General features: G+C 51.6%; 22 protein-coding genes. 15 read left to right on the top strand and 7 right to left on the bottom strand.

Annotated elements, in window-relative coordinates; translation table 11 throughout:
- The first annotated feature begins 189 nt into the window (after positions 1-189).
- The 7 genes from HOM51_11675 to HOM51_11645 are packed head-to-tail and all read left to right on the top strand — an operon-like array spanning position 190 to position 6,585.
- Entirely contained in the window at positions 190-1,455 is a 1,266-nt protein-coding gene (locus tag HOM51_11675) for an EAL domain-containing protein (GenBank protein ID MBT5035164.1), read from the top strand.
- A gap of 17 nt (positions 1,456-1,472) precedes the next feature.
- Positions 1,473-2,792: a hypothetical protein gene (locus HOM51_11670; protein ID MBT5035163.1), complete on the top strand. Its 1,320-nt coding sequence runs from the start codon at positions 1,473-1,475 to the stop codon at positions 2,790-2,792.
- Between the two features lie 28 nt (positions 2,793-2,820).
- Positions 2,821-3,585, top strand: coding sequence for an ABC transporter ATP-binding protein (locus HOM51_11665; protein ID MBT5035162.1), 765 nt, complete (start codon positions 2,821-2,823; stop codon positions 3,583-3,585).
- Positions 3,585-4,397, top strand: a complete 813-nt coding sequence (locus HOM51_11660; protein MBT5035161.1) for an ABC transporter permease — start codon at positions 3,585-3,587, stop codon at positions 4,395-4,397. Before HOM51_11665 ends, HOM51_11660 begins: the two co-directional genes overlap by 1 nt.
- Positions 4,398-4,439: 42 nt before the next feature.
- Positions 4,440-5,255, top strand: a complete 816-nt coding sequence (gene cobS / locus HOM51_11655; GenBank protein ID MBT5035160.1) for an adenosylcobinamide-GDP ribazoletransferase — start codon at positions 4,440-4,442, stop codon at positions 5,253-5,255.
- The gene (locus HOM51_11650; GenBank protein ID MBT5035159.1) at positions 5,252-5,887 is read left to right on the top strand and encodes a histidine phosphatase family protein; all 636 of its coding nucleotides are present in this window, start codon (positions 5,252-5,254) and stop codon (positions 5,885-5,887) included. Before cobS ends, HOM51_11650 begins: the two co-directional genes overlap by 4 nt.
- Before the next feature lie 11 nt (positions 5,888-5,898).
- Positions 5,899-6,585, top strand: coding sequence for a lipid-binding SYLF domain-containing protein (locus HOM51_11645; GenBank protein ID MBT5035158.1), 687 nt, complete (start codon positions 5,899-5,901; stop codon positions 6,583-6,585).
- Here the strand turns inward: HOM51_11645 and HOM51_11640 are convergent.
- Positions 6,582-7,343 (bottom strand): cobalt-precorrin-6A reductase, encoded by a 762-nt coding sequence (locus HOM51_11640; GenBank protein ID MBT5035157.1) that lies wholly within the window; start codon positions 7,341-7,343, stop codon positions 6,582-6,584. The genes HOM51_11645 and HOM51_11640 overlap by 4 nt on opposite strands.
- 140 nt (positions 7,344-7,483) lie before the next feature.
- Here HOM51_11640 and HOM51_11635 point away from each other — a divergent pair, with 140 nt between their 5' ends.
- From HOM51_11635 to HOM51_11615, 5 genes are read left to right on the top strand one after another with little or no spacing between them, the layout of a single operon-like run.
- Positions 7,484-8,200, top strand: coding sequence for an SCO family protein (locus tag HOM51_11635; protein ID MBT5035156.1), 717 nt, complete (start codon positions 7,484-7,486; stop codon positions 8,198-8,200).
- 7 nt (positions 8,201-8,207) lie between these two features.
- A complete protein-coding gene (locus tag HOM51_11630) occupies positions 8,208-8,657 on the top strand; it encodes a YcgN family cysteine cluster protein (GenBank protein MBT5035155.1) in 450 nt (149 codons plus the stop codon).
- A gap of 34 nt (positions 8,658-8,691) precedes the next feature.
- Complete coding sequence (locus tag HOM51_11625) at positions 8,692-9,612, top strand: dihydrodipicolinate synthase family protein (protein MBT5035154.1); 921 nt, start codon at positions 8,692-8,694, stop codon at positions 9,610-9,612.
- A 2-nt stretch (positions 9,613-9,614) separates the two neighbouring features.
- Entirely contained in the window at positions 9,615-10,316 is a 702-nt protein-coding gene (locus HOM51_11620; GenBank protein MBT5035153.1) for a M48 family metallopeptidase, read from the top strand.
- A gap of 1 nt (position 10,317) precedes the next feature.
- On the top strand, positions 10,318-10,737 hold the full coding sequence (locus tag HOM51_11615; protein MBT5035152.1) for a YjbQ family protein: 420 nt from the start codon (positions 10,318-10,320) through the stop codon (positions 10,735-10,737).
- A 1-nt stretch (position 10,738) separates the two neighbouring features.
- Here HOM51_11615 and HOM51_11610 read toward each other — a convergent pair whose 3' ends face one another.
- Positions 10,739-11,659, bottom strand: a complete 921-nt coding sequence (locus tag HOM51_11610) for a cation transporter (GenBank protein ID MBT5035151.1) — start codon at positions 11,657-11,659, stop codon at positions 10,739-10,741.
- A gap of 94 nt (positions 11,660-11,753) precedes the next feature.
- On the opposite strand from HOM51_11610, the gene HOM51_11605 reads away from it, so the two are divergent.
- Together HOM51_11605 and HOM51_11600 are read left to right on the top strand one after the other, a co-directional pair.
- Positions 11,754-13,529, top strand: a complete 1,776-nt coding sequence (locus HOM51_11605; protein MBT5035150.1) for an ABC transporter substrate-binding protein — start codon at positions 11,754-11,756, stop codon at positions 13,527-13,529.
- Between the two features lie 64 nt (positions 13,530-13,593).
- Positions 13,594-15,021 carry a sulfatase-like hydrolase/transferase gene (locus tag HOM51_11600; GenBank protein ID MBT5035149.1) on the top strand — a complete coding sequence of 476 codons (1,428 nt, stop codon included), beginning with the start codon at positions 13,594-13,596 and terminating at the stop codon, positions 15,019-15,021.
- Between the two features lie 4 nt (positions 15,022-15,025).
- Here HOM51_11600 and HOM51_11595 read toward each other — a convergent pair whose 3' ends face one another.
- The 5 genes from HOM51_11595 to ppk2 form a co-directional block, all read right to left on the bottom strand.
- Entirely contained in the window at positions 15,026-15,949 is a 924-nt protein-coding gene (locus HOM51_11595) for a TRAP transporter substrate-binding protein (GenBank protein ID MBT5035148.1), read from the bottom strand.
- Positions 15,950-15,966: 17 nt separating this feature from the next.
- On the bottom strand, positions 15,967-17,619 hold the full coding sequence (locus HOM51_11590; protein ID MBT5035147.1) for a diguanylate cyclase: 1,653 nt from the start codon (positions 17,617-17,619) through the stop codon (positions 15,967-15,969).
- A gap of 46 nt (positions 17,620-17,665) precedes the next feature.
- The gene (locus HOM51_11585; GenBank protein MBT5035146.1) at positions 17,666-19,138 is read right to left on the bottom strand and encodes a hypothetical protein; all 1,473 of its coding nucleotides are present in this window, start codon (positions 19,136-19,138) and stop codon (positions 17,666-17,668) included.
- 287 nt (positions 19,139-19,425) lie between these two features.
- Entirely contained in the window at positions 19,426-21,747 is a 2,322-nt protein-coding gene (gene ppk1, locus HOM51_11580; GenBank protein ID MBT5035145.1) for a polyphosphate kinase 1, read from the bottom strand.
- A 51-nt stretch (positions 21,748-21,798) separates the two neighbouring features.
- A complete protein-coding gene (gene ppk2 / locus HOM51_11575) occupies positions 21,799-22,620 on the bottom strand; it encodes a polyphosphate kinase 2 (protein ID MBT5035144.1) in 822 nt (273 codons plus the stop codon).
- A 143-nt stretch (positions 22,621-22,763) separates the two neighbouring features.
- Between ppk2 and HOM51_11570 the strand changes: the two genes are divergently transcribed.
- Positions 22,764-23,297: a histidine phosphatase family protein gene (locus tag HOM51_11570; GenBank protein MBT5035143.1), complete on the top strand. Its 534-nt coding sequence runs from the start codon at positions 22,764-22,766 to the stop codon at positions 23,295-23,297.
- The last annotated feature ends 25 nt before the right edge of the window (positions 23,298-23,322 follow it).

Below are 23,322 nucleotides of genomic sequence, written 5' to 3'. Positions count from 1 at the left end.
AGAGTTAACGGAAATCAATGTACGGATTGTATGAAAGCTCTCTTATTGTTCCGGAATTTGTTATTCTTTGTTAACCGTTGCTTTCTATGATGTACATTGTTGAAAGTTGCGCCTGGATTTTAGCTCGGGCCTGGGCTTCAGATAAGGGTTCAGGGTTTCAGATAAGGATAAGGTAGGATAGGCTTAAGGATGGCTGAAAACAGCGCCGCATTTTCTATCATCGGCCAGAAGAACGCCGAAGAAGAGAAACTTCTATTGAACCATCTCCACCGGATTGGGGTTAATCCTCAGGGGTGGTATGGGGTGCATGCCCACCTGTCCGGACTTCAACCTGGAAACCAGCAGCCTAAATATATCCGAATTGCGACCCAAGCCTTTGATGTCGTGACCAATAACTTCGACTCGACGCTATATTTGATGTCGAATTTTGATATGATTTTGATCTCTAAAGAGACACCGATCGAATCTATCGATGAAGCCCTATCGAATGTGCGGTCGCTGTTTAGCGAAGACCCGTTGACTGAGGGCGAAGAGGGTTCCTTCGAAGACCGTTTCACCACCTGGTACGATTTATCACAGAATTCTGATCTGACGGCGCTAGATGCGGACGTTAAATTTCTGTCTGAAGAAGCGGAACAAAAGCGCGTTCAAGAAGAGGAGGAACGCACCTCTTCCCTGATCAATCAGATGGACGGCGCGCCCCTGACCGCCCGGAACTTGACGGTCATTTCGGAAAAGCTGCAACGGGTTCAGATCAATGGATTGGTGCAGTATCAGTCGGCCATTGTGATTGAGCCGGATATGAAGGGGCGGCTTCTCTTCAACGAACATTTCATCTCGATGTCGGATTTACAGCGCCGAATTGCGCCAGATACGAACTTATTCGGCAACCCTTGGCTGTTTAGTTATTTAACTGAATTGCTCGACAAGCGCTTGCTCAGTGTGATTGCGGCACGTGACTTTTCTGTCACCCGTGATGCGGTGAGCCTGAACATGAACATTAGTACGGTGTTGAGTCGGGAGTTTCAGACCTTCCATCGGATGCTTGGCGAAAACGCGAAGAATGTTCTGATCGAATTGCAAATGGTTGATGTGTTGTCTGATCTTAGCACCTTTCATTATGCAAAGGATTCCTTGGTTGATAACGGCTATCGAGTAATTTTGGATGGACTTAATCCCTTGTCGCTGCAGTTCTTTGATCCGAGTAAATTAAGTGTGGACTATGTCAAAATTGCCTGGGGCCGGGAATTTAAAGCCGACACAACGCAAACCAAGGTATCGGAAGTCAAAGAGATCGTCATGCGACTGGGCAAGGACCAAGTGATCTTGGGGCGGGTGGATTCTGAAGAGGCCATAAAATGGGCTTTGAGTCTGGGCATTCAGCGCTTTCAAGGGCATTACGTGGACACCATCGCTGATGCCATGTACGTCAAAGGCATCATTGGCGACCGTTAGAGGGTTTGGGATAATTTATGGCATTACCAGCAGAATCACAGACCAGAGTCCCCAGCCAGGAAAACCTGTTGCTGGATTACGTTCATCGGTTGGAAAAACACCGAGAAGGCCGCAAGGTCGTCCACATTCATCTCTCAAATCTGAAATCTTTCAACCGTCGCGAACAACACGTTCGGGCGGCGGCCAGTACATTTGAGCCGCTGGTGAAAGAGCTACTGGGCCAACTGTTTACCCTAAAAAATTCTGATCTGTTCTTCGTCTATAAATCTGAGCTGCAGCATCAGGTTGAGACCATGGTGCAGAAAATCAAGTTCTTGTTCAGTGATGATCCGCTCGTTGAAGACGAAAGCGAAGCCAATCCATTTGCCAGCTGGTTCGATGCAGAACTTCATTTTAACGACATCATACAGCTGGTTCAGGGGTTGGCGGATGTCGAGAAAGCCAAGGCAAAACCGACCATGCGGGCGCGGATGGATACCCGCGCGGCGCTCAAGGCCAAGCAGGAAATGGGAGAACCGTTGACGCCGGATGTTTTGGGCCGTGTAGAGGACGCGCTGTCCCGCGCTGACCTTTCAAATCTAGTGCGTCGCCAGTTTATCTGCACCCTGGACGAACAAATGGTGCCCGAGCCTGAATTCAGCGAACTGTTTATTTCAATTACCAACTTACGAGAAACCTTGATCCCCGGTGTGAACCTGCTGGCCAATCGCTGGTTGTTTCAACATTTAACAGTGACACTTGATCGGCGCATGTTAGCGATGTTGACGAAGACCGATTCGCTGACCATTTCCGGCAACATTAGCTTTAACATTAATGTTGCAACGATTTTGTCCGACGATTTTCAAAACTTTGACAACAACATTACGGCAGCCCGACGCGGCAACATGATTTTGGAGTTGCAGAAAGAAGATATGTTTACGGACCTAGGGGCCTTTTTGTTCGCGCGTGAATTTGTTCAAGCCAAAGGCTATCGGGTTTGTTTGGATGGCATGACCTACGAAGCCATGGAAATGCTGGACCGAGAGCGCTTGGGCACTGACTTGGTGAAACTCATCTGGAATCCGGAAATGATCGATGGCGGAGAAGAAACCCATCAGCAGGTGCGCCGTTTAGTCGAACATACGGGGCCAGAGAACGTTGTGCTGTGCCGGGTCGATAACCGCGAGGCTGTGGACTTTGGCCAAACCGTGGGAATTAATCTGTTTCAAGGCCGTCACATCGAAAACCTCATTGCGGAAGATACTCGCCGTCGGGAGCTACTCCGCCTCAAGCGTCGTATTGAACGCTCTGAAGAAGACGAAGGATTCTATGAAGACGACGAAGAGATGATTGAATAACCCGTCTTTGGGAAAGATCCTCGATATCATGAGCCCCCCATCACCACCGGCTATCCGGGTGGACACTTTAACCAAGAAATTTGGTCCTGTGACAGCGCCAGTGACGGCAGTGGATGCGGTCAGCTTCGACGTGGCAGAAGGCTCAGTTACAGCCCTGTTGGGAGGAAATGGGGCCGGCAAGACAACCACACTTTCGATCTTGCTTGGCGTTTTGCTGCCGACGTCTGGATCGGTTCGGGTATTCGATGAAGATATGTTGCAGGACCGATACCGGGTGCTGCCTAAGATGAATTTTTCATCGCCCTATGTGGACATGCCGCGGCGCTTGAGTGCACGCGAGAATTTAACGGTTTACGGCCATCTTTACGGTCTTGATGAAATCAAGCACCGCATCGATGCATTGGCGAGCGATCTGGAGATCAGTGCCTATCTGGATCGACCCACCGCGACCTTATCCGCCGGGCAAAAAACTCGGGTCGCGTTGGCCAAGGCCCTGTTGAATGAACCCAAGCTGTTGATCATGGATGAGCCAACCGCATCGCTTGACCCAGATACCGGCGATTGGGTGCGCGGATATTTGGAGGGCTATAGAAACCGCACCGGGGCGAGCCTTCTTCTGGCGTCTCACAACATGGGCGAGGTCGAACGACTTTGCGATCACGTGCTGATGATGCGCCAAGGAAGCATTGTTGACGAAGGCTCACCTGCCGATCTTATCAACCGTTATGGCCATGCAAATTTGGAAGAGGTGTTCTTGGAGATTGCGAGAAATGGCAGGCAGGGGGTCTCCTGATGGAACCTCGTAACCCCTCATTTTCCTGGCAGCGCCAATGGGGCATGTTCCTCCGGCATTTTTATGTTTTGCGCGGGTCCTGGCCACGGCTGTTGGAACTTGCTTATTGGCCGACCATGCAGATGGTTCTGTGGGGATTCATTACGACATTTTTTTTGCAGCACAGTTCCTGGGTTGCGCAGGCCGCCGGCGTGTTGATCAGTGCCGTTCTTTTATGGGATGTGTTCTTTCGGTCCAGTCTGGGGGTCTCTATTCCGTTTATGGACGAAATGTGGGCACGGAATTTGGGCCAGATATTCATCAGCCCGCTCCGCGTATATGAATTTGTCGCGTCTTTGTTGCTGATGAGCTTCATGCGGACGTTGATCGGCGTGACCCCAGCGGCTTTATTGGCGATGCCATTTTATGATGTCTGGGTGTTTCAGATCGGTCTCCCACTCATCGCATTTTTTGTCAATCTGTTGGTCATGGGGTGGACCATTGGGCTGTTGGTCTCGGCCATGATCATGCGGTTTGGGCTGGGTGCGGAAAGTTTGGCGTGGTTCGGAATTTTCTTATTTTCGCCGATCAGTGGCATTTATTATCCGATTGATACATTGCCAGGGTGGCTACAGCCGGTGGCTTGGTCCTTGCCGTCATCCTATGTGTTCGAGGGTATGCGGGCTGTGCTCTTCGAAGGTCGTTTTGATATGGGGCATTTTACAAGCTCAGTTACTTTGAACGCGCTTTACCTAACATTGGCCGTCTTGTTTTTCTTACGGATGTATAGAGTTGCCCGAGAAAAGGGGCTGTTGTTGCAGCAAGGCGAATAACCGGCCTATAACCGAACATCATTTAGGTGGGGAATTCAGCGAATGGCGCTTGAGGGCGAAACGTTCAGCGAAGTTAAGGAACAAGTACGAGTCTGGGTTTACGACCTTGGCTTGGCCGCGACGTTTCTGACCCGTCTCCCTTTTCCCATGCCGGAAAGAGACCTTGAGACCGGAGACCTTTCCCGCGCCATGCGGACCTATCCGATCGTCGGGGCCGGGATCGGTCTTGTTGCCGGTCTCGTACTCATCGCTGCATCTGAACTAAACTTGGCACCGCTTGCTTGTGCCATGTTGGGGTTGGCCGCGGCCGCACTTTTGACAGGTGCTTTGCACGAAGACGGATTGGCCGACACTGTGGACGGTTTTGCTGGCGGTCGGACTCGGGCGGAAAAACTGAAAATCATGCGGGACAGCCATATCGGCGCGTTCGGTGTGTTGGCGTTGGTGTTCAGCGTTGGTATTCGCGCTGCAATTCTAAGTGGCGTGCCAGGGCCGGGCACAGCACTTTTGGTGCTGGTCGCATTGGGCGCTTTATCGCGGGCACCGTTGGCTGTGATAGCGATTCGCTTGGACCCGGCCCGGAAGGATGGCCTTTCCGGAACATTAGGCCGCCCGGAGCCCGGCCACGTTATTACAAGCGCAATTCTCGCCACTCTCATTTCATTACTGGCATTGGGCTTTTTGGAGGGGGGCGCTGTCGCGATCTTGTGGGCGCTGCTCGGGGTGGCCTTGGCAACCGGTCTTATAGCCGTGGTTGCAATTAAACAGATTGGCGGCCATACCGGCGATGTCATGGGGGCTGTGCAGCAAGTATCTGAAATTGCATCGCTTATCGCAATTGGGAGTGTTTTGGCATGATAACAAGGTGGTGGTGGGTTCGCCATGGACCGGTGCCAAGTCAGAAGGGCTTGATCTACGGTCAGCGAGACGTTTCGTGTGATACTTCTGATCTGGCGGCATTCAAAGGATTGGCGAAGACATTGCCCGAAGATGCGGTCTGGGTCACCAGCAATCTCGTGCGAACCCATGAAACCCTCCGTGCGATTTGGCAACAAAGTGGTAAACAGGGAGAGCCCCTCTCCGAGCCGAACTTTGCCGAGCAAAGTTTTGGTGATTGGGAAGGCCTCACCTGGGACGACTTTCATGCTGCCAAGGACCCAGCCTACGCCCAATTTTGGGAAGATCCTGGCAACAATAGTATGCCGGGGGGCGAAAGTTTCGCAGATTTGATTGAGCGGGTCCGATCCGTAATCGAGCGCTTGACGGATGAACACGCAGGGTCCGATATTGTTGCCGTGACTCATTCAGGGACAATTCGCAGCGCCATCGCCGTTGCCTTGGGTTTAGATGCAACCCAGGCACTGAACGTGGTTGTTGATTGTCTGGCGCTGAGTCGGATTGATTATCTTGGTGGTTCAGAGGGATCGAGCCGTGGCGGCTGGCGCGTGACCGGAATTAATCTGCTGCCGTATAATTCCATTGATCGTTAGGGGAAATGAATATGAAAAAATCGGTATACGCGGGATTTCTCATAGCGGGGCTGATGTTTGTTGCTGGTTGTTCCGAAGTCCTTAAACCCCCAGCGGAGGAGGCAAGAGTCATTCTTCGCAAAGCGACGGACACGGTGATCCGGTTCAAAGAATCATCGGAACTAAAACAAATGGCCAGACACATAGCGACAGCCAAGGCGCTTGTGGTTTTACCGACGGTGATCAAGGGCGGCTTCATCGCCGCGGCCGAAGGCGGCAGTGGAATTTTATCCGTACGGCGGGCCAATGGCGATTGGAGCAATCCGGCTTTTTATACCCTGGCTTCGGCGAGTGTCGGTCTGCAAGCCGGGCTTCAAGATACCGAAATCATACTTGTCCTTCGCAATCAAAAGGCGCTCGACGCTGTTTTAAAACACCAGGGGAAGCTGGGCGCCGATATGGGGCTAACCGTTGGCATTTTTGGCGCCGGGGTAGAAGCATCGACGACCACCAACTTGGGCGAAGATATCTATGCATTCGCATCTTCTAAAGTGGGTTTGTTCGCCGGGGTGTCGCTAGAAGGCTCCGCTCTTGTCCGACGAAAGGACTTGAACGAAGCCGTTTATGGGACTGGTGCGACGCCACAAGCTATTATCTTCCAGGGTCGGCTTAAGACGTCACGGGCAGATAACCTGAAACGTGCTCTCGCTTTACCTTAGGACTGTTGGTCGAGCCATGTCAGGGCATCGACCACTGTTTCGACTGAGTTTCCAGGTTCCGGGTCGGGGCGCGAAATGAGAACGACGTGAAGCCCGGCATCAACAGCAGCGTCAATTTTTGCCTGTCCTGCCCGCCCGCCACTTTCTCGGACAATCAGGGTATCGACGGCATGCTCTTTAATTAAGGCAGCTTCGCCGTCTTTTGAAAAAGGGCCTGAACCGGTGATGAGATGGTGATTGGGCAACGCCAAAGCCTCAGCGGGCGCCGTATGCAGCCGCACCAAATACCACATCTCAGGTTCCACTTTAGGCGCATCATTAAGAACCTCCAGATCACGACGACCCGTTGTCACGAAAACCCGGCGGGCAAACCGCGGTAGGACCTCGGCTACCGTCTTCATATCCGGCACTTCCGTCCATTTTGCACTGCGTGGCATGTTCCAGGGTGGGCGCTGGAGCGACAGAATTAATTTTTCTGATCGGATACAGGCTGCATAGGCCTGCATGGAAATGGTCTCAGCAAACGGGTGGGTCGCATCCACAACCAAATCGATGGCTTCAGACGCTAAAGTTTGGGCGAAGTCTTCAATATCGGCAAAGCGCCCAATGCGGAGCCCACCCGCTGGAGTTCGTTCCGGTGGCGGTTGGCGGGTGAGAGAGGTAACAACCTCAAGCTTGCCAGACAGGTCCGAGACGGCGCACGCCGCCAATTCCCGGGCTTCCCCCGTGCCACCTAAAATTAACACCCGTCTGGTCATATTCCCCCCATAGTCTCCATATCAATTCTCATTGATCTGTTAATTTACGGTGTAGTCACACGGACACACCAGTATTTTGTTTGCGGCGTGGCTGGCCCCCGCCTATCCTTGTGACACTCCCTTGGTATAAGGACGGCACCATGAAAAAGCCAAGCGATAAAGCAAGCGACCAAAAAGACGTCGAGAAAGAAGAGACCGCCAAAGGTTCGGACGCGGGAAAGGAACCTGTCGTGGTTCCCGATCAATCAAAGCGGCGCGGTCTCATTCTAATGATTGTGGTTATTATTTGCTTCGGCACCTTAGGGTGGTTCCTCTACAAGGTGCCGATGATGCAAACCGTCTCCAATCAAGGGGTCAAAACCACCGGAACGGCGACCATCGGTGGGCCTTTTACGTTGGTCGATCATTTCAACAAAACGGTAACGGATGCCGACTTCCGGGGCCGCTACATGCTGATCTTTTTTGGCTATACCTATTGCCCAGATGTCTGCCCGACCACCCTAACAGATATTTCAGATGCGCTGGGACTGTTGGGGAAAGATGCCGCCGATATTGCTCCGATTTTTATTACCGTCGATCCAGAACGTGACAAGCCTGAGCATATGAAAGAATACGTAAAGCACTTTCATCCCAAAATTATTGGGATGTCTGGGTCTGTCGAGCAAGTAAAGAAAGTTGCCGGTGTTTACCGAGTATTTTTTCAGAAAGCTCGGGAAAAAGGTGCGGAACCGGATGATTATTTGATGAACCATTCATCGATTACGTATCTGATGGGGAAGGACGGTAAATTTTTGACCCATTTCTCTCACGGAACATCGGCCAAGGACTTGGCAGCAAAAATTAAATCATTCCTATAATTAAGCTATGGATAAGACCTCACCGGAAACGCCCTTTTGGCGGCAAAAATCCTTGGGAGAAATGACGTCAGGAGAATGGGAATCCCTCTGCGATGGTTGTGCCAAATGTTGTCTTGAGAAATTGGAGGATATGGATACCGGCGTGATCGACTACACCAATGTTGCGTGCAAATTATTAGACCTGGACAGTTGCCGCTGTAAGGATTACGCCCAGCGGCAACGTTTTGTTTTTGATTGTGTAAAGTTGACCGCCGACAACATTGAAGAAATACATTGGATGCCATCGACATGCGCGTACCGACTGCTGGCCGAAGGTAAGGATTTACCGGAGTGGCATCCTTTGATTACAGGCGATCCAGACTCAGCACACCGATCAGGCAATACAGCCCGGGGCCGGATTGTCTCAGAGCGTGCACCGGGTACTCTAGAAGAGCATATTTGTGACTGGCCTAAATAGCCGAACTTGATTTTAAATTTGGAGGAAACATACCGTGAGCCAAGATCCTAAAGTTTTAAGTGGCGTGTTCTGCGCATCCCTGACCCCCGTGAACGAAGACTTGTCTGCCAACCACAGTGCGCTAGCCGGACATTGCAAATGGCTTTTGGATAATGGCTGCGACGGACTTGGCGTGTTGGGCACCACCGGCGAAGCCAATTCTTTTTCGCTTTCAGAGCGCTTGGAAATCTTGGACACGTTGGCGGAAAACGGCGTGGGCGGTGATAAAATGCTGCCTGGTGTTGGCTGCTGCGCCATTCCCGATACGGTCGAGCTAACCAAAAAGGCATTGGAATTGGGTGCTCCAGGCGTGCTTATGTTGCCGCCGTTTTTCTATAAAGGGGTGAGCGACGACGGATTGTTCGACGCTTATTCTGAAATCATTGAACGGGTTGGCGATTCTAATTTGCGGGTCTACCTCTACCACATTCCGCCGCAATCGCAGACGCCCTTGAGTGTTGATCTGGTCGGTCGATTGATCAACGCGTTCCCGAAGACAGTCGTCGGATTGAAGGACAGCTCCGGTGATTTCAACAATATGAAAACCTTGGTTGATTCCTTCCCAGGCTTTGCCGTCTTTAGCGGCGGTGATCAGTTCCTGCGGCCGATCATGCAAGCGGGGGGCGCTGGTTGTATCACTGCAGTCTGTAACATTGCACCGCACATGCTGCGGGAGATTTATGACAATTGGAAATCGGATGAAGCAGAAGCCCTACAAGACCGAATGACAGCGCTGCGTGATTTGATCGTTTCTTTCAAACAATTCCCAGCTTTACGTACAGTGGTTGCTGATAACACCGGTGATGCAAATTGGCTCCGACCGCGTCCACCGCTTCGCGCTATTCCAGAAGATAAACAGGCCGAACTGTTGAAGGCGCTGGAGGATATTAACTTTACCCTGCCCAAAGCCGCATAAACATGGGGGGTCAGAGCCCCACCTTTCTTGATTTAGGCGGGCGTGCGGTTCCCTTGCGGTTCCGCCGCGTCGCAAATGCTCGGCGGTTGATTCTCAGAATAGACCGGGAGAATGATGGCGCGGTGGTGACCCTGCCGCCTCGGGTTTCGCAGGCTGAGGGGAAAGCCCTGGCTGAGGAAAAGGCCGATTGGATTCTCAGCCGATTGGATGCCTTGCCGCGCCGAGTGCCGTTCGAATCTGGACAGCGGGTCCCTTACTTAGGCGAAGAACACTTAATCCGTCACCGCCAAGACGTTCGCGGTGTGGTGTGGTTGGAAGCCGATGAAATTCACGTGGCGGGTCGACCTGAATACCTATTGCGTCGAATTACCGATTGGTTCAAGCGCGAAGCACGGCGTGAAATTATTGACTTGGTCGAAACAAAGTCAGCCCAAATAAATAAACCCCACGGTAAAATTACCATCCGCGATACGCGGTCTCGGTGGGGGTCGTGCTCCTCAAACGGAAATTTATCATTTTGTTGGCGGCTGATCATGGCTCCAGAATGGGTGTTGGATTATGTCGTCGCCCACGAGGTCGCGCACTTGCTGCATCACGATCATAGCCCGCGATTTTGGAACGCCGTCGAAGGCCTGACAGATCAAACCGAACAGGCCAAGAAATGGCTTTTGCAGAACGGCGAAGGGTTGCACCGGTATGGCTGAGATGGCTCAGGCACAAACCAGCTTAAGCATTCAAACCCAGGGCAAGGGCTTGTACGAAGTTACGCAAGATGTTGGCGCGTGGGTATCAGAGCAGGGCATAGGCACAGGTTTGCTTATTATTTTTTGCCGCCATACCAGCGCCTCCCTAACCATTCAGGAAAATGCTGATCCGGATGTGTTGCATGATCTAAAAAGCTTTTTTGAAAATGTTGCACCGGAAGATCCAAGTCGTTACCGCCATACCACCGAAGGCCCTGATGACATGCCCGCTCATATCAGAGGTGCATTAACAGATGTCTCCCTGAGCATCCCGGTGCAGCAGGGCCGACCCGTTCTCGGCACGTGGCAGGGAATTTTCTTGTTCGAACATCGCGCTCGGCCGCACACCCGAAATGTAGTTCTACACCTTCAAGGATTATGAGCTAGCGTCTGGGACGGCTTAGATTCTCTGCCTCAATAAATACGCGCGTGACTTCAGGGTGGGTTTTGCGCAGCCGAGAATCGATTTGCGCGATGACTGTTTCGATCTTGCCAGCGGTCACATCGTTTTTAAAATCGACGCTTAAATTCACCAGGATATCCTGGGGCCCTAAGTGCATGGTCAACACGTCACCAACTTTTTCGATAGTGGGTTCCAGCCCGGCCAAGCGTTCAACCTCTTTAACCACCGCCGGGTCTGCGGCCTCGCCGATCAGCAGGCTTTTGGTTTCAATCGCTAGGAATGTCGCGGTCAGAGCTAAAACAAGCCCAATGGTCAACGCCGCCCATCCATCCAGTTCCGGCATGCCTAGATATTCTCCGAGTGAGATCCCGACCAGCGCGATGACCAGCCCCAGCATGGCGGCAGTGTCTTCCATCAACACCACTGCGACGGTGGGGTCCTTGCTGTCAATAATCCCTGAGATAAAAGACCGATCCCCCAAGGTCTTTTTAAACTCCCTGAACGCGATGCCCCACACGATGCCTTCAAAAACCATTGCCAAGCCCAGCACGATATAATTGATATAAACATCTGTCAGAGGTTGTGGGTTATGGATACGGTGCCAGCCTTCGTAAAACGAAATTCCAGCGCCCAACGAAAAAATAAAAATAGCCACAACAAAGGCCCAAAAGTAAACTTCCTTACCGTGGCCAAAGGGATGCAGGTCCGTTGGCGGTTCCTGGCTTCGTTTGAGGCCCATCAACAGGAATACTTGGTTACCTGTATCGACCAATGAATGAATACCCTCTGACCACATGGCAGAACTGCCGGTGAAAAACGCTGCGGTGAATTTGGTGACAGTAATTGCAGTGTTGCCACCGAGGGCTGCGTAGATGGCGACTTTTGAGGAATGGGAAGACATGGAGGACAAGGCACTTTCAATCTATTTGTATATGTTCCTTTTATAGTAAAATTACCTTTGATCAAAACAGGCTCTGGCGCGTAGGCTGAAAGCCATGCTTAGGCTTGTCTGTTTATTGGCGGGAATGTGTCTGCCGTTGTCCGGTGCAATGGCCGACAGCCATGGTATCGCGATGCATGGGAGCCCCAAATACAAACCTAATTTCAAACACTTCGACTATGTAAACCCTATGGCACCCAAGGGCGGCACGCTGGTGCTCAGTCGGGTCGGCAGTTTCGACAGCGTGCATCCGTTCATCATCAAGGGCGTGCCGGCGCAAGGCTCCGGTCTGGTCTATGAACGCTTGTTGGTGAGAAGTCGGGACGAGCCGTTCACCTTGTATGCCCGCATTGCCAAAACAGTGGAGATGCCAGAAGACCGTACGTCCGTTACGTTTGCCCTCAGACCCGAGGCACAGTTCCACGACGGCACGCCAATTCTTGCGTCCGATGTGGCATTTACCTGGCGGACGTTTCGCGACAAGGGTCGTTCTAACCACCGGTTGTTCTATAAAGAAGTTGCCAAAGTTGACGTCTTGGGGCCGCGCAAAATTCGGTTTCAGTTTCGCCCCGGCGGCAATCGGGAATTACCGATGATTATGGGTCTAATGCCCGTTTTATCGGAAGGGTATTATAAGAACATCCAATTTGAGAAGACCACCTTGAAGCCCCCAATGGGCAGCGGTCCCTATAAATTGGAGACCGTGGACCAGGGCAGGTCGGTGACCTATCGACGGGTTAAAAATTATTGGGGCAAGGATTTGGCTGTAAATCGGGGTCGTTACAATTTTGGCACGGTCCGCTTTGACTATTACCGCGATCAGGTCGTCGCATTGGAGGCGTTTAAGGCGGGGCTGGTTGATTTGCGCCACGAAAAAGATCCAGGCCGTTGGGCAACAGGATATGCCTCCCCGGCATTCGCGCAGGGAAAGATAATTAAGGGTGAATTTTCACACGGTCTACCTGGCGGCATGAAGGGGTTCGCGTTCAATACGAGACGGCAAATATTTAAAGACCGAAAAGTCCGCCAGGCATTGGCATTTGCCTTTGATTTTGAATGGGTTAACAAGAATTTTTTTCATAACTCTTATGCCCGTACAGACAGTTATTTTACGAATTCGGAGCTTGCTGCCAGGGGCTTACCAAGTGCTGCAGAGCGCGCTCTTCTAAAGCCGTTTCAGAAATCTCTGCCACCAGAAGTCTTCGAAAAATCCTATCAGCCGCCTCATACCGACGGCAAAGGCTCAGACCGAAAGGGTCTTCGCACCGCTATGAAGCTGTTGCGGAAAGCCGGGTGGAAGCTTCAGGGAAAACGCATGATGACCGCTACGGGCACCTTGGCAAAGTTTGAAATTCTTTTGGTCAATCCGCGTAATGAACGATTGGCGCTGGCATACGCCCGCAAATTGCGTCGGATGGGAATTGGCGTGAACGTGCGGACGGTCGATTCGTCGCAGTATCAATTTCGCCTCAATGCCTATGACTTCGATATGATCATTTATTGGTGGGATGAAAGCCTATCACCTGGGAACGAGCAGGCATTTTATTGGAGTTCCGGGTCGGCGGACACCGAAGGCACGCGCAATTATCCGGGTATCAAGAGCCCCGCCGTGGATGCGATGATTAAACACTTGGTTTCGGCCCGAACGCGATCTGATTTGGTCACCGCAACCCGGGCCATGGACCGGGTGCTGCAATGGGGGCATTACGTGGTACCGCTTTTTCATTTGCCAAAAGATCGACTGGCCTATTGGGACAAGTTCGGTTTTCCTATTCGTTCTCCTTTGCAGGGCTACCAATTGGATACTTGGTGGGCTAAAACAGAAAAATAATTTCCAATCAAAGGATACAAACGTGACGGATCAAATTGATACCCCAGCAAATTTCTTAGTATTAATGGCGGACGAACATAACCCTAAGTTCTTGGGGTGCGCGGGTCATGATCTGGTAAAAACACCTAACTTGGATGCCTTGGCGGCGCGCGGTACACGGTTTACCAGCGCCTATACAAATTCCCCAATCTGTGTGTCGGCACGGGCCAGCTTGGCGACCGGGCGCTATGTGCATGAACATCAGTGCTGGGATAACGCGATTGCCTACGATGGCACGCCGCCGGGCTGGGCGCACAAGTTGCAGGACGCCGGTCATCCCGTCACTTCGATCGGCAAGCTGCATTATACCTCCGCGGATGCTCCCGGTGGCTTCGATAAACAGGTCATGCCCATGCACATTGCGGGTGGGGTCGGCGACTTACATGGGTCCGTCCGCGATGAAATTCCCGTGCGCTACCAAAGCGAAAATATGTCCAAACAAGTCGGTCCCGGCGTTACCAAATATCAGGACTACGACCGCAATATTACCGACGCCGCCTGCAGTTGGTTAAATGAAGCGGCTTCAAACCCCTCTGAAAAACCTTGGGTTCTGTTCGTATCGTACATCTGCCCGCATTTTCCGCTGATCGCACCGCAGGAATATTTTGATATGTATGCGGATGTTGACATCCCCCTGCCCAAACAACGCCTTGATGACATGGATGAAACCCACCCCTGGTGGCAAGGGTTTATGGGCTCCTACATTTTCGATCAGTATTTTATGGACGATGACCATCGGCGACGTGCCATTCAAAACTATCTGGGGCTCTGCACGTTTCTTGATGACAACATTGGGCGTGTGCTGGCGGGACTTGAAGCTGCAGGCCTCGGTGATACCACCCGTGTTGCCTACTTCAGTGACCATGGCGACAACATGGGTGCCCGAAAGATGTGGGGTAAATCGACCATGTATGAAGAATCTGTTGGCGTGCCGATGATGTTGGCAGGGCCGGGGATAGAGTCTGGTCAGGTGCGCAAAACCCATGTTTCGCTGATTGATGTTTATCCGACTGTTCTTTCTGGCGTTGGAGAATCCGTGAATGACGAAACCTTGCCCGGCACCTCGTTGCTGGAAATTGTCAACGCATCGGATGACCCGGACCGGACCGTGTTCAGCGAATATCATGGCGCGGGTGCCCGGACCGGGGCCTTCATGCTGCGCCAAGGTCCGTACAAATACATCCACTATGTAGATTTCACACCGGAGCTTTATGATCTGGAAGCGGACCCAGAAGAACTTCATGATCTATCTGCATCGCCGGACCATCAGCAATTGATCAAAGATTTTGAAAAACAACTCAGGTCTATGATCGACCCGGAAGCCATCGACCGTACCGCTAAGAAAGATCAAGCAGCCTTAATTGAGCAGCATGGCGGGCGTGAGAAAATTGTCTCCGGCGGCGGCATCCATGGTACCCCCGTACCCAAAGAAGGGCTGGCGAATGTGGATTAATTTTTTATAGAAGTGCGTCGAACAGTTCGGGCCCCAGCTTTTCCCGGTAGCTATCGACCAGAGGCCGGGCGGCCTCAACAAATTTGGCCCGCTCCGCCTTACTTAGATGAACGACATCATTTTCTGATGGAACCAGGCGCGACAACACCACTTCGTCTTCGGCGATGGCAAGACGTCGCTGCTCGTGCGTGGCTTCAATAGCCGCGGCCTCAATTGCATCGCGGACGTCTTGAGGCCATGCGTCGTAGACCTTTTGGTTACAAAGAAACGCTGCGACACCGAAAATGTGTCCGGTGAGTGTAATGTGACGATGATGCTTGTGGAGATTAAAGTTGTAGGTGCTGGACAGGGAATTTTCCTGGGCATCGAAGTCGCCCCCGTCGATTTGTTCAACGAGATATTTTATGTCGAGTTGAGTAGAATTGAAGCCCAACTGTCTTAGGCCTTCGCCGGGAAGTGGTGTCATCTGCGTCCGAATTGTTAAACCGGCGCAATCCTCTGGCGACCGAATGGGGTGGGCACGATTGGTGATGTGGCGGAAGCCATTGTCAAAAAACCCCATCACATGAAACGGCGTCGCTGCACGAAATTTATCTTTTAGAAGTTGGCCTACGTCGCCGTCCAGTGCCTGGTAAACTTTTTGGCGGTCACTTACCACGAAGGGAAGGTCAAAGAATTGACATTCGGGTACGGCCTCTGTGAACCGAATGGTGGAGATATAAAACATTTCATAAACGCCGCGTTCAACCATGCCCAGCAGGTCGCCGGATTTGTGACCCTTGTCCAAGACGTTGTTGTCGACTTCAAATTGCAGGCGGTCGCCCAGGCGAGCCCTTAAGGCTTTACCGAAGGCCTGCACGCCTTTGGTATGAACGGAATCGGCTCCTTGGTAGCCAGCGACAGAAATTTTGATAGACTCAGATGTCATGAAGTAGGCTCCGAAATTTAATTATTATTTGCGACGGCCACTTGATTGCGGCCACCATTTTTTGCGGCATACAGCGCATCGTCCGCCGCCTTGGTTAATTCGGCCGGGTCGCTAATCGGGGGACATCCGGCGATGCCACAACTGAAGGTCACGAAGAATTCATTCTCATCCGAGAAATGTCGAATACTGGCAAAGCCTTCGCGGATTTGATCCAACACCCGCTCGGCTGCTGAAAGGTCTGTGTTGGGCAATATCACGGCAAATTCTTCACCGCCGTAGCGACCCACAATATCTGTTTTTCGAAGTCGTTGGCGCAGCACCTGGGAAATGGTTTTGATCACCACGTCGCCGGTCCAATGCCCATAGGTATCATTGACCTTTTTGAAGTGATCGATATCAACCATAGCAAATGTCAGCGGCAAGCCATCCCGTTCGGCGCGGTTCACTTCGGCCTCCAGTTGTTCTTTTATTTTCGAATGATTGGCCAGTCCGGTCATGCTGTCGCGGGAAATTAGCGATGCCAATGACCGAGCCCGTCGAGCCCGCGCCATGACCGAAGAAACCAAAACGTCCGGCTGCACCGGCTTGGTCAAGATATCGGTGCCGCCGGAATTCAGTGCCAGCAGGCGTTGGCTAAAGCGTTTTTCCGCGGACAAAAAGACAATCGGAATTTGCATAAAGTCATCGTTTTGTCGGACGACGCTGGCCAGTTCGATGCCACTGCACCCTTTTAAATTGATGTCCATCAGCATCAGGTCGGGACGAAAGTTGGTCAGGGGCTCCATAATTTGAAGCGGATCGTGCACCAATTGAGTAACGGCGCCTGCATGTTCCAACAGCAAGGCGTTGAAATCCGCCAAGTCAGGGTCATCCTCGACAATCAAAATTCGATACGGCTCAATCTCGTCGGGGGTGGTCAGCTGATCCAGCATTTCAACCATCCGCGTGGTATCCACGGGCTTGCGAAAAAATCCTTGAATGCCGGTGCGTACAGCTTCCAAGCGGATCGGCATGCTGTCGTGGTCGCTCATAACCAGGCCGGCAGGCGGCGTATCACAGACCTGTCTGATTTCCTTGAATAGGTCGAACTCTATGGCGTTTTCAGGCTGGCTAACGTCCAAGATTACCGCTGCAGGTGGACGGGATTGAATGGTATCCACGGCCTCTCCCCAATCAACCAAGGCAGCGGTCTCATAGCCAAAGTGAGAAAGTTGCGCCATCAAATCCTTATCAGGCTCATTCGCCATGCTGATTAAATAGATGAGGGGGTGGGTTTCTGTTGCCTTGGTCGATGCATCGCTAACAGCTGCCTGGGCTTGGTCCAGATGGTCCTCGTCTCGGGGTGCGGTAATCAGATCGCGAAGCCGCCGGGTTAATGATCGAATACGCTGCCGCTCATCTTCATTTAAAGACTGCTTGTTGTCTCGGAGACCAATCAACGTTTCTTCCAGCCGCGCCGCGACCTCGCTAATTTTACCAAAGCCAAGCGTACCTGCCGACCCGGCCAATTTAGAGACCGGCGGGATCATATATTCGATGGCCAGCGCCGACTCAAATGACGTCACCGTCTTCATTAATTCAAGGCAAGCATCCTCAATCTCGCCGACACGGCTGTCTATTTTGCCAGCGAATTGAAGGCTGGCTTCTTCAAGCTTATCTTTAAGACTCATAGCGCCATATTAGTCATAAATTGAGGTTTGGGGCCAGCAGCCCGGTTCATTGTTGTGTTAAGAATTTGTCGAACAGGAACGGATCATCGAAGTGTCGGCGTCCGATGAAGGCTGTCGCGTGCCCTCCCCACTGACGCATGGCGCCTGCGCTGGCGACACCCATGGACCATAATAAAAATCTCTCGGGTCGGGCACTTTGGACAACGATGCCATCAGGACCGTATAGACTTCGTCGGTTGCCGGCACTTGTCGGAAGGGACCTGAGTACGTTTTCATCAACCAAGCGGTAGGGCGTTGTTTTGGCGGCTCCTGCCTCTTTGGTGAGTTCTACACCCGCTAAATAATGGGTGCCCGGCTTAAGTAGGAGCCGAATCCGTTGGCCTGAAGCTGGAACGGGCCCAGGTGTCGGGGCCAAGGGGGGCTCGCCAAAAGCGGCATTCGCAATCTCGGGTTTCAGCCGCTGAGGCCGAGCCGGGAAAAACAAATGATAACAGCCACAAGGATGAATCGAATCATAGATGATCGGTCGGCCCACTTTGTTCAATGTAACCCGCCAAATCAATCCGTCTAAATTTCCGGCAAACAAATCAAGCGGCCCAGCCGACGTGCGCGCGGGAAAGAACGCGGTGTAAACCAGTTGCAGATGGGTCTTATTGCCGATTTGGGTGAAGGCGATGCGGCGAAACACGACCGGGTCCTTTACATCAACCTCAAGGGCGTCGGTTTTGGTGTAGACAGGCAGGCCAATCCTATCGTCGCGGCTCTTGTAACCAACTCTATAGACGGGGGCGAAGGCATTCAGAATTAACTCCCGATCCCCGGGTGAAAGCACAGGCAATCCCAATTTGTCCCGCTTGATCTGCCGCATCAGATCACCAACAACCGTCGTATCAAATGCGGCTAGCTTGGGGGCGAAAGTTATCGCCTTGCCAGTTCCGAGGCCCGTCTTAAAATCTCGCTGCTGACTTCGTCGCAGGTGTTTATATCCAAGCCAAATTGGCACGGAGGTTAGTGGGTAGAGCCCTGCCACCCGGGCAAACGTATTATAATGATCCGGTACTGTGGCCGTATCTCGCAAGATTTGTCGACCTCGATCATCAGCCAAATCATGGGTTTGTAAAAGTCGGGCACATTCTTCCAGTCGCGCCACCGAAGATTTAATATTGTGCCGTGTTTTTGTCGGAAGATTGGCCAATTCAACGCTACGTGCCGTCCGGGCTAAAGCTCTCATTCTACCGACCCAAGCGTTAAACGCAGGCCCCGATCTTGCTGTATTGGCATGAGAGGCCAGCAATCGATTGATCCTAAGATAAGGAAATCCAGCAATGCGCACTGTCTCTGCATCTGCCACTGGCGCAACCGCCTGATCGACCCCCCTAAATACGGCAACACAGGACTGTGCCGCCGCGTCATTCATACGACTCGCGGCCAAGCGCTCCTCGACGCCGGCACACCCAGAGGCCCCAACCGCCACCAGCACCCAAATGCCCAAGCGTAAAGATTTTAGGATGTTTACCATAACCCCATTGTGTCGCCGTGAGGTAAGCACGCCAAGTAAATAAGGCTAAGCAGTCCTCATCAAAAAGTACGACAGCAACGTATTCAATTTAAGGAATGACCAAAAATAATTGGCGCACCCGGCATGATTTAAACGTGTGGCCTTTGCCGACATACGGCGGGGGACTCTGGTTAGACCCCAGCCGTGCCCACCATTAAAATCGAGGACTTAGTAGACACCTGACCCAACCCAGATATCGAAGTTCACGGAACGGGCTACGCTATGACGGAGAAAGAACGCACAAATTATCAAGTTGAACTTTCAGTGATCTGACGAAAATTACGTCGTGCGACGCCACGTGGTTTTCTCTTTTTTAGGCGGTTTGCCTCCCAGTTGCGCTTTTCGGCAGCCACGATCAGCGTCTGTTGGCTGCCCTGAGCCTCCGCACCATCGGTGGGTTGGCGCTTTACGTAATCACCGTTGGGCAACATGTCCCACGCTGAAAATTGGTCATCGAGTTGCAAGTTAAAAATGTAATCCAATTCGGCACACCAATTTGAATCGGTTACCGGAGTCAAGACTTCAACTCGACTTTCCAAATTCCTGGACATCAGATCTGCGGACCCGATGAAAAATTCATCGTCGCCATCGTTCCCGAAATGGTAAATCCTACTGTGTTCAAGAAATCGTCCGACAATTCCAATCACAGAAATATTGTCACTGACCCCAGGAACACCGGGCCGCAAACAGCAGGTGTCACGGATGATCAATTGCACTTTGACTCCGGCCTGGGACGCCCGGTAGAGCGCACGAATTATTTCGGTGTCTTCCAGGGCGTTGCACTTGAAGCGAATCAGTCCCGCTTTGCCCGTTGACTGATGATTGATCTCCCGTTTGATCCTGTTGAGGAGTTTGTTCTTCATCGCCTTAGGTGCCGCCAAAATCTTTCTATAGGTTCGGGACGGCTTGTAACCGGTGGTTAAATAGTTAAACAGTTCAGTTAAATCAGCGCCGATTTTGTCATCGCTGGTCAGCAGTCCCAAATCAGAATACAAACGGGCAGTCCCAGAATGGTAATTGCCGGTGCCGATATGGGCATAACGCCGCAGTCCTGAGTAATCCTTACGGACGACCAGAATAGCCTTTGAATGGGTCTTTAGGCCGACGACACCATAATTGACATGGATTCCCGCTTCTTCCAGTCGGTTTGCCCATTTGATATTCGCGGCTTCATCAAAACGAGCCTTCAGTTCAACCACGACAGCAACTTGTTTGCCGTTTTTCGCTGCGTCGATCAGCAGGTTAATAATCTCACTCTGCGATGATGTCCGGTAAAGCGCCATCTTGATCGCCAGCACCTTGGGATCCTTGCTGGCTTCCCGAAGGAACCGCTCAACAGAGGTTGAAAAAGATTCATAGGGGTGATGAAGCAGAATCGAGCCCGCGTCACGAATTGTGTGAAAGATATTCTTATCTTCGGTCAGTTTGATGTTATTGATGGGGTGATGGTCAGGATCATGAAGTTCGTTGACATCAAGCATTGCGATTTCCATCAGGTCCGCCATGCCCAACAGACTTGGAACAGCAAAAACATCGCTGGCTTCATCGAGCCCCAGTTCACTGGCAAGCATACCTTGATGGGTGGGATCGATTCCCTCGTCAACTTCGAGGCGAACCGTTGGCGCAAACTTTCGATCTCGGAGTTCTGTCTCGATCATTGCCAATAGGTCATCGGCCTTTTCCTCGTCGCGCTCCGTATTTGCGTTCCGTGTGACGCGGAATATATCACACGACAGAACTTCCATGCCCGGGAAGAGCAGGTCCAGGTTATGGATCATAACTTGTTCCAGCGGGATGAAGGTCAGGCTGTCGCCAACTTGGATAAAGCGAGGTGTGTTTCCGTCCGTAGGGACCTTAACGCGCGCTTGCACGGTGTCGTCTTCTTCCGGAAATTGGAGAGTCGTCAAAAGATTTAGAGAAAGGTTCGACAGAAATGGAAACGGATGAGCAGAATCCATAGCCAACGGAGTCACCAGTGGAAAAATATTTTCATAATAATCGTCACGTACTGTCGCCTGTTCCGCTTTTGAAAGCCGAACGTAGTCGGTAATAACAATATTCTTACTGGCGAGGTCCCGGATAACACCTTTAAAGACAATTTGCTTTTGTCTATTGAGCTCCTTAATCATAATTGTGGATTGATCAATTTGCTCTTGTGGCGTCCGTCCATCGTCGGTCTTCGCATGAACGCCAGCGCCAACCTGCTCCTTCAAACCGCCGATCCGTTTCATAAAGAATTCGTCGATGTTGGAACTAACAATTGCAACGAACTTGAGTCGTTCGAGAAGTGGGTTTTTATTATTGCGAGCTTCATCGAGAACGCGGAAATTGAACTTGAGCCAAGTTAGTTCTCGATTCAAATAGTACTTTGCACCCCGCAATCTAGCCTCTGGAACAGGTCGTTTTCCAGTAGGTTTTTGTGTGGGTTTTGCAACAGCTTTCTTTTCGGCAACACGCCTCTTTGCCGCACTGGGTTTTGCCGCCCGAGCGGGCTTCGCCACCGGATCGGGCTTCGCCACTGGATCGAGTTTAATCAAATTTTCGTTTTGCGGCTCAGGTATTTGGCCCATGACTTCATGCCTCCTTGGCAGTTCCGGTTGGCGGCCCGGGTATTAATCGTATCAATCGTAACAATCGGGAACAAATGTCTGGTGGGACATTGGTGGACGGACGTAGCCTTCTGTCGTTTTCCTATCAGGCAATTGCACCGGATCGGGTGTTACATCCTGATAAGGGATCATGCTTAACAGGTGGCTCATACAATTCAGCCGAGCTCTTTTTTTAGAGTCTGCTTCGACAACATGCCACGGTGCATGCTTGACGTCTGTGTGGAGGAACATGTCGTCTTTGGCCCTGGAATACTCGACCCAGCGGTCGCGAGATTCCAAATCCATGGGACTCAGTTTCCACTGTTTTGTCGGATCATCAATCCGCCCGCGAAACCTGCGTTCCTGTTCTTCGTCACTGACCGAGAACCAGTATTTGATCACGGTTATCCCTGACTGAACGAGCAAGCGTTCGAAATGCGGACAAGCATGAAGAAAGTATTGGTGTTCTTCTTCAGTGCAGAATCCCATGACGCGCTCAACGCCCGCGCGGTTGTACCAGCTTCGATCAAATAGAACCATTTCGCCAGCTGCGGGCAGGTGGGTCACGTAGCGTTGGAAATACCATTGAGTTTTTTCCCGCTCTGTCGGCATTCCCAATGCGACGACTCGACAAATTCTAGGATTGAGGCATTGGGTTATACGTTTGATAACCCCACCCTTTCCGGCCGCATCGCGGCCCTCAAAAAGAACGACAACCTTATGGCCCTTTTCCTTGATCCAGCCCTGTTGTTTGACCAATTCGACTTGGAGCCGCGCGAGTTCCGCGTTGTAAAATTTATTCGGAATCTTTCTTTTTGTTGATTCCTGTGGCTCAACCGTTTCTTCTGTATCCATAATGACGTCTCCCTTGAAAAGCCTACGAGGTCAATCCAAAGCATTAAAATTTTGACCAAGTAGGCAACTGGTATAACTCTAGAGCAATTAACAGTATATGACATAAGTCAATTTTTAGGCACACAAGTAAGAAGGCGGCACTCGTGAAAACTCTCTATCTACTACGGCATGCAAAATCCAGTTGGGAGGATCCCCATTGGGACGATTTTGACCGCCCCCTAGCACCACGTGGAATCAAAGCCTGTAAGCAAATGAAAGCGTATTTAAAACAAAATAAGATTAAGCCCGACTTAATTATTTGCTCCCCCGCGGAACGTGCGAGAGAAACTTATATGCGCATTGCAGGTGCCTTTTCTCGAAAAACGGAAATCAAGTTCGAGCACACGCTCTATGATGCAAACAGCCAAACCTTGTTGAAACGGCTCCGCCGCGTCGACCGCAAGGTATCTTCCATTATGATGATTGGGCATAACACCGCACTGGAGCACTTTGCGCTGGCGTTGACCAGCGGTACAGAGACCAAGTCACTCGCCCGCATGCGAAAGAAATACCCCACCCTGGCGCTTGCTAGTATTAAATTTCAAAGAGGGACATGGGCCTCGGCCAGCCCTGGCTGCGCCCGGCTGAGCGACTTTGTCGTTCCCCGCGACCTCAAAGGGGGGAAGGTGAAAAAGTAGCGTATCTTGAATAGATAAACCGATA

The sequence above is a fragment of the Rhodospirillaceae bacterium genome (genome assembly GCA_018660465.1).
In the GTDB taxonomy this organism is placed as follows: Bacteria; Pseudomonadota; Alphaproteobacteria; order Rhodospirillales; family JABJKH01; genus JABJKH01.
Note: the sequence above shows the minus strand (reverse complement) of the source record. Positions and strands in the feature narration are given on the sequence as shown.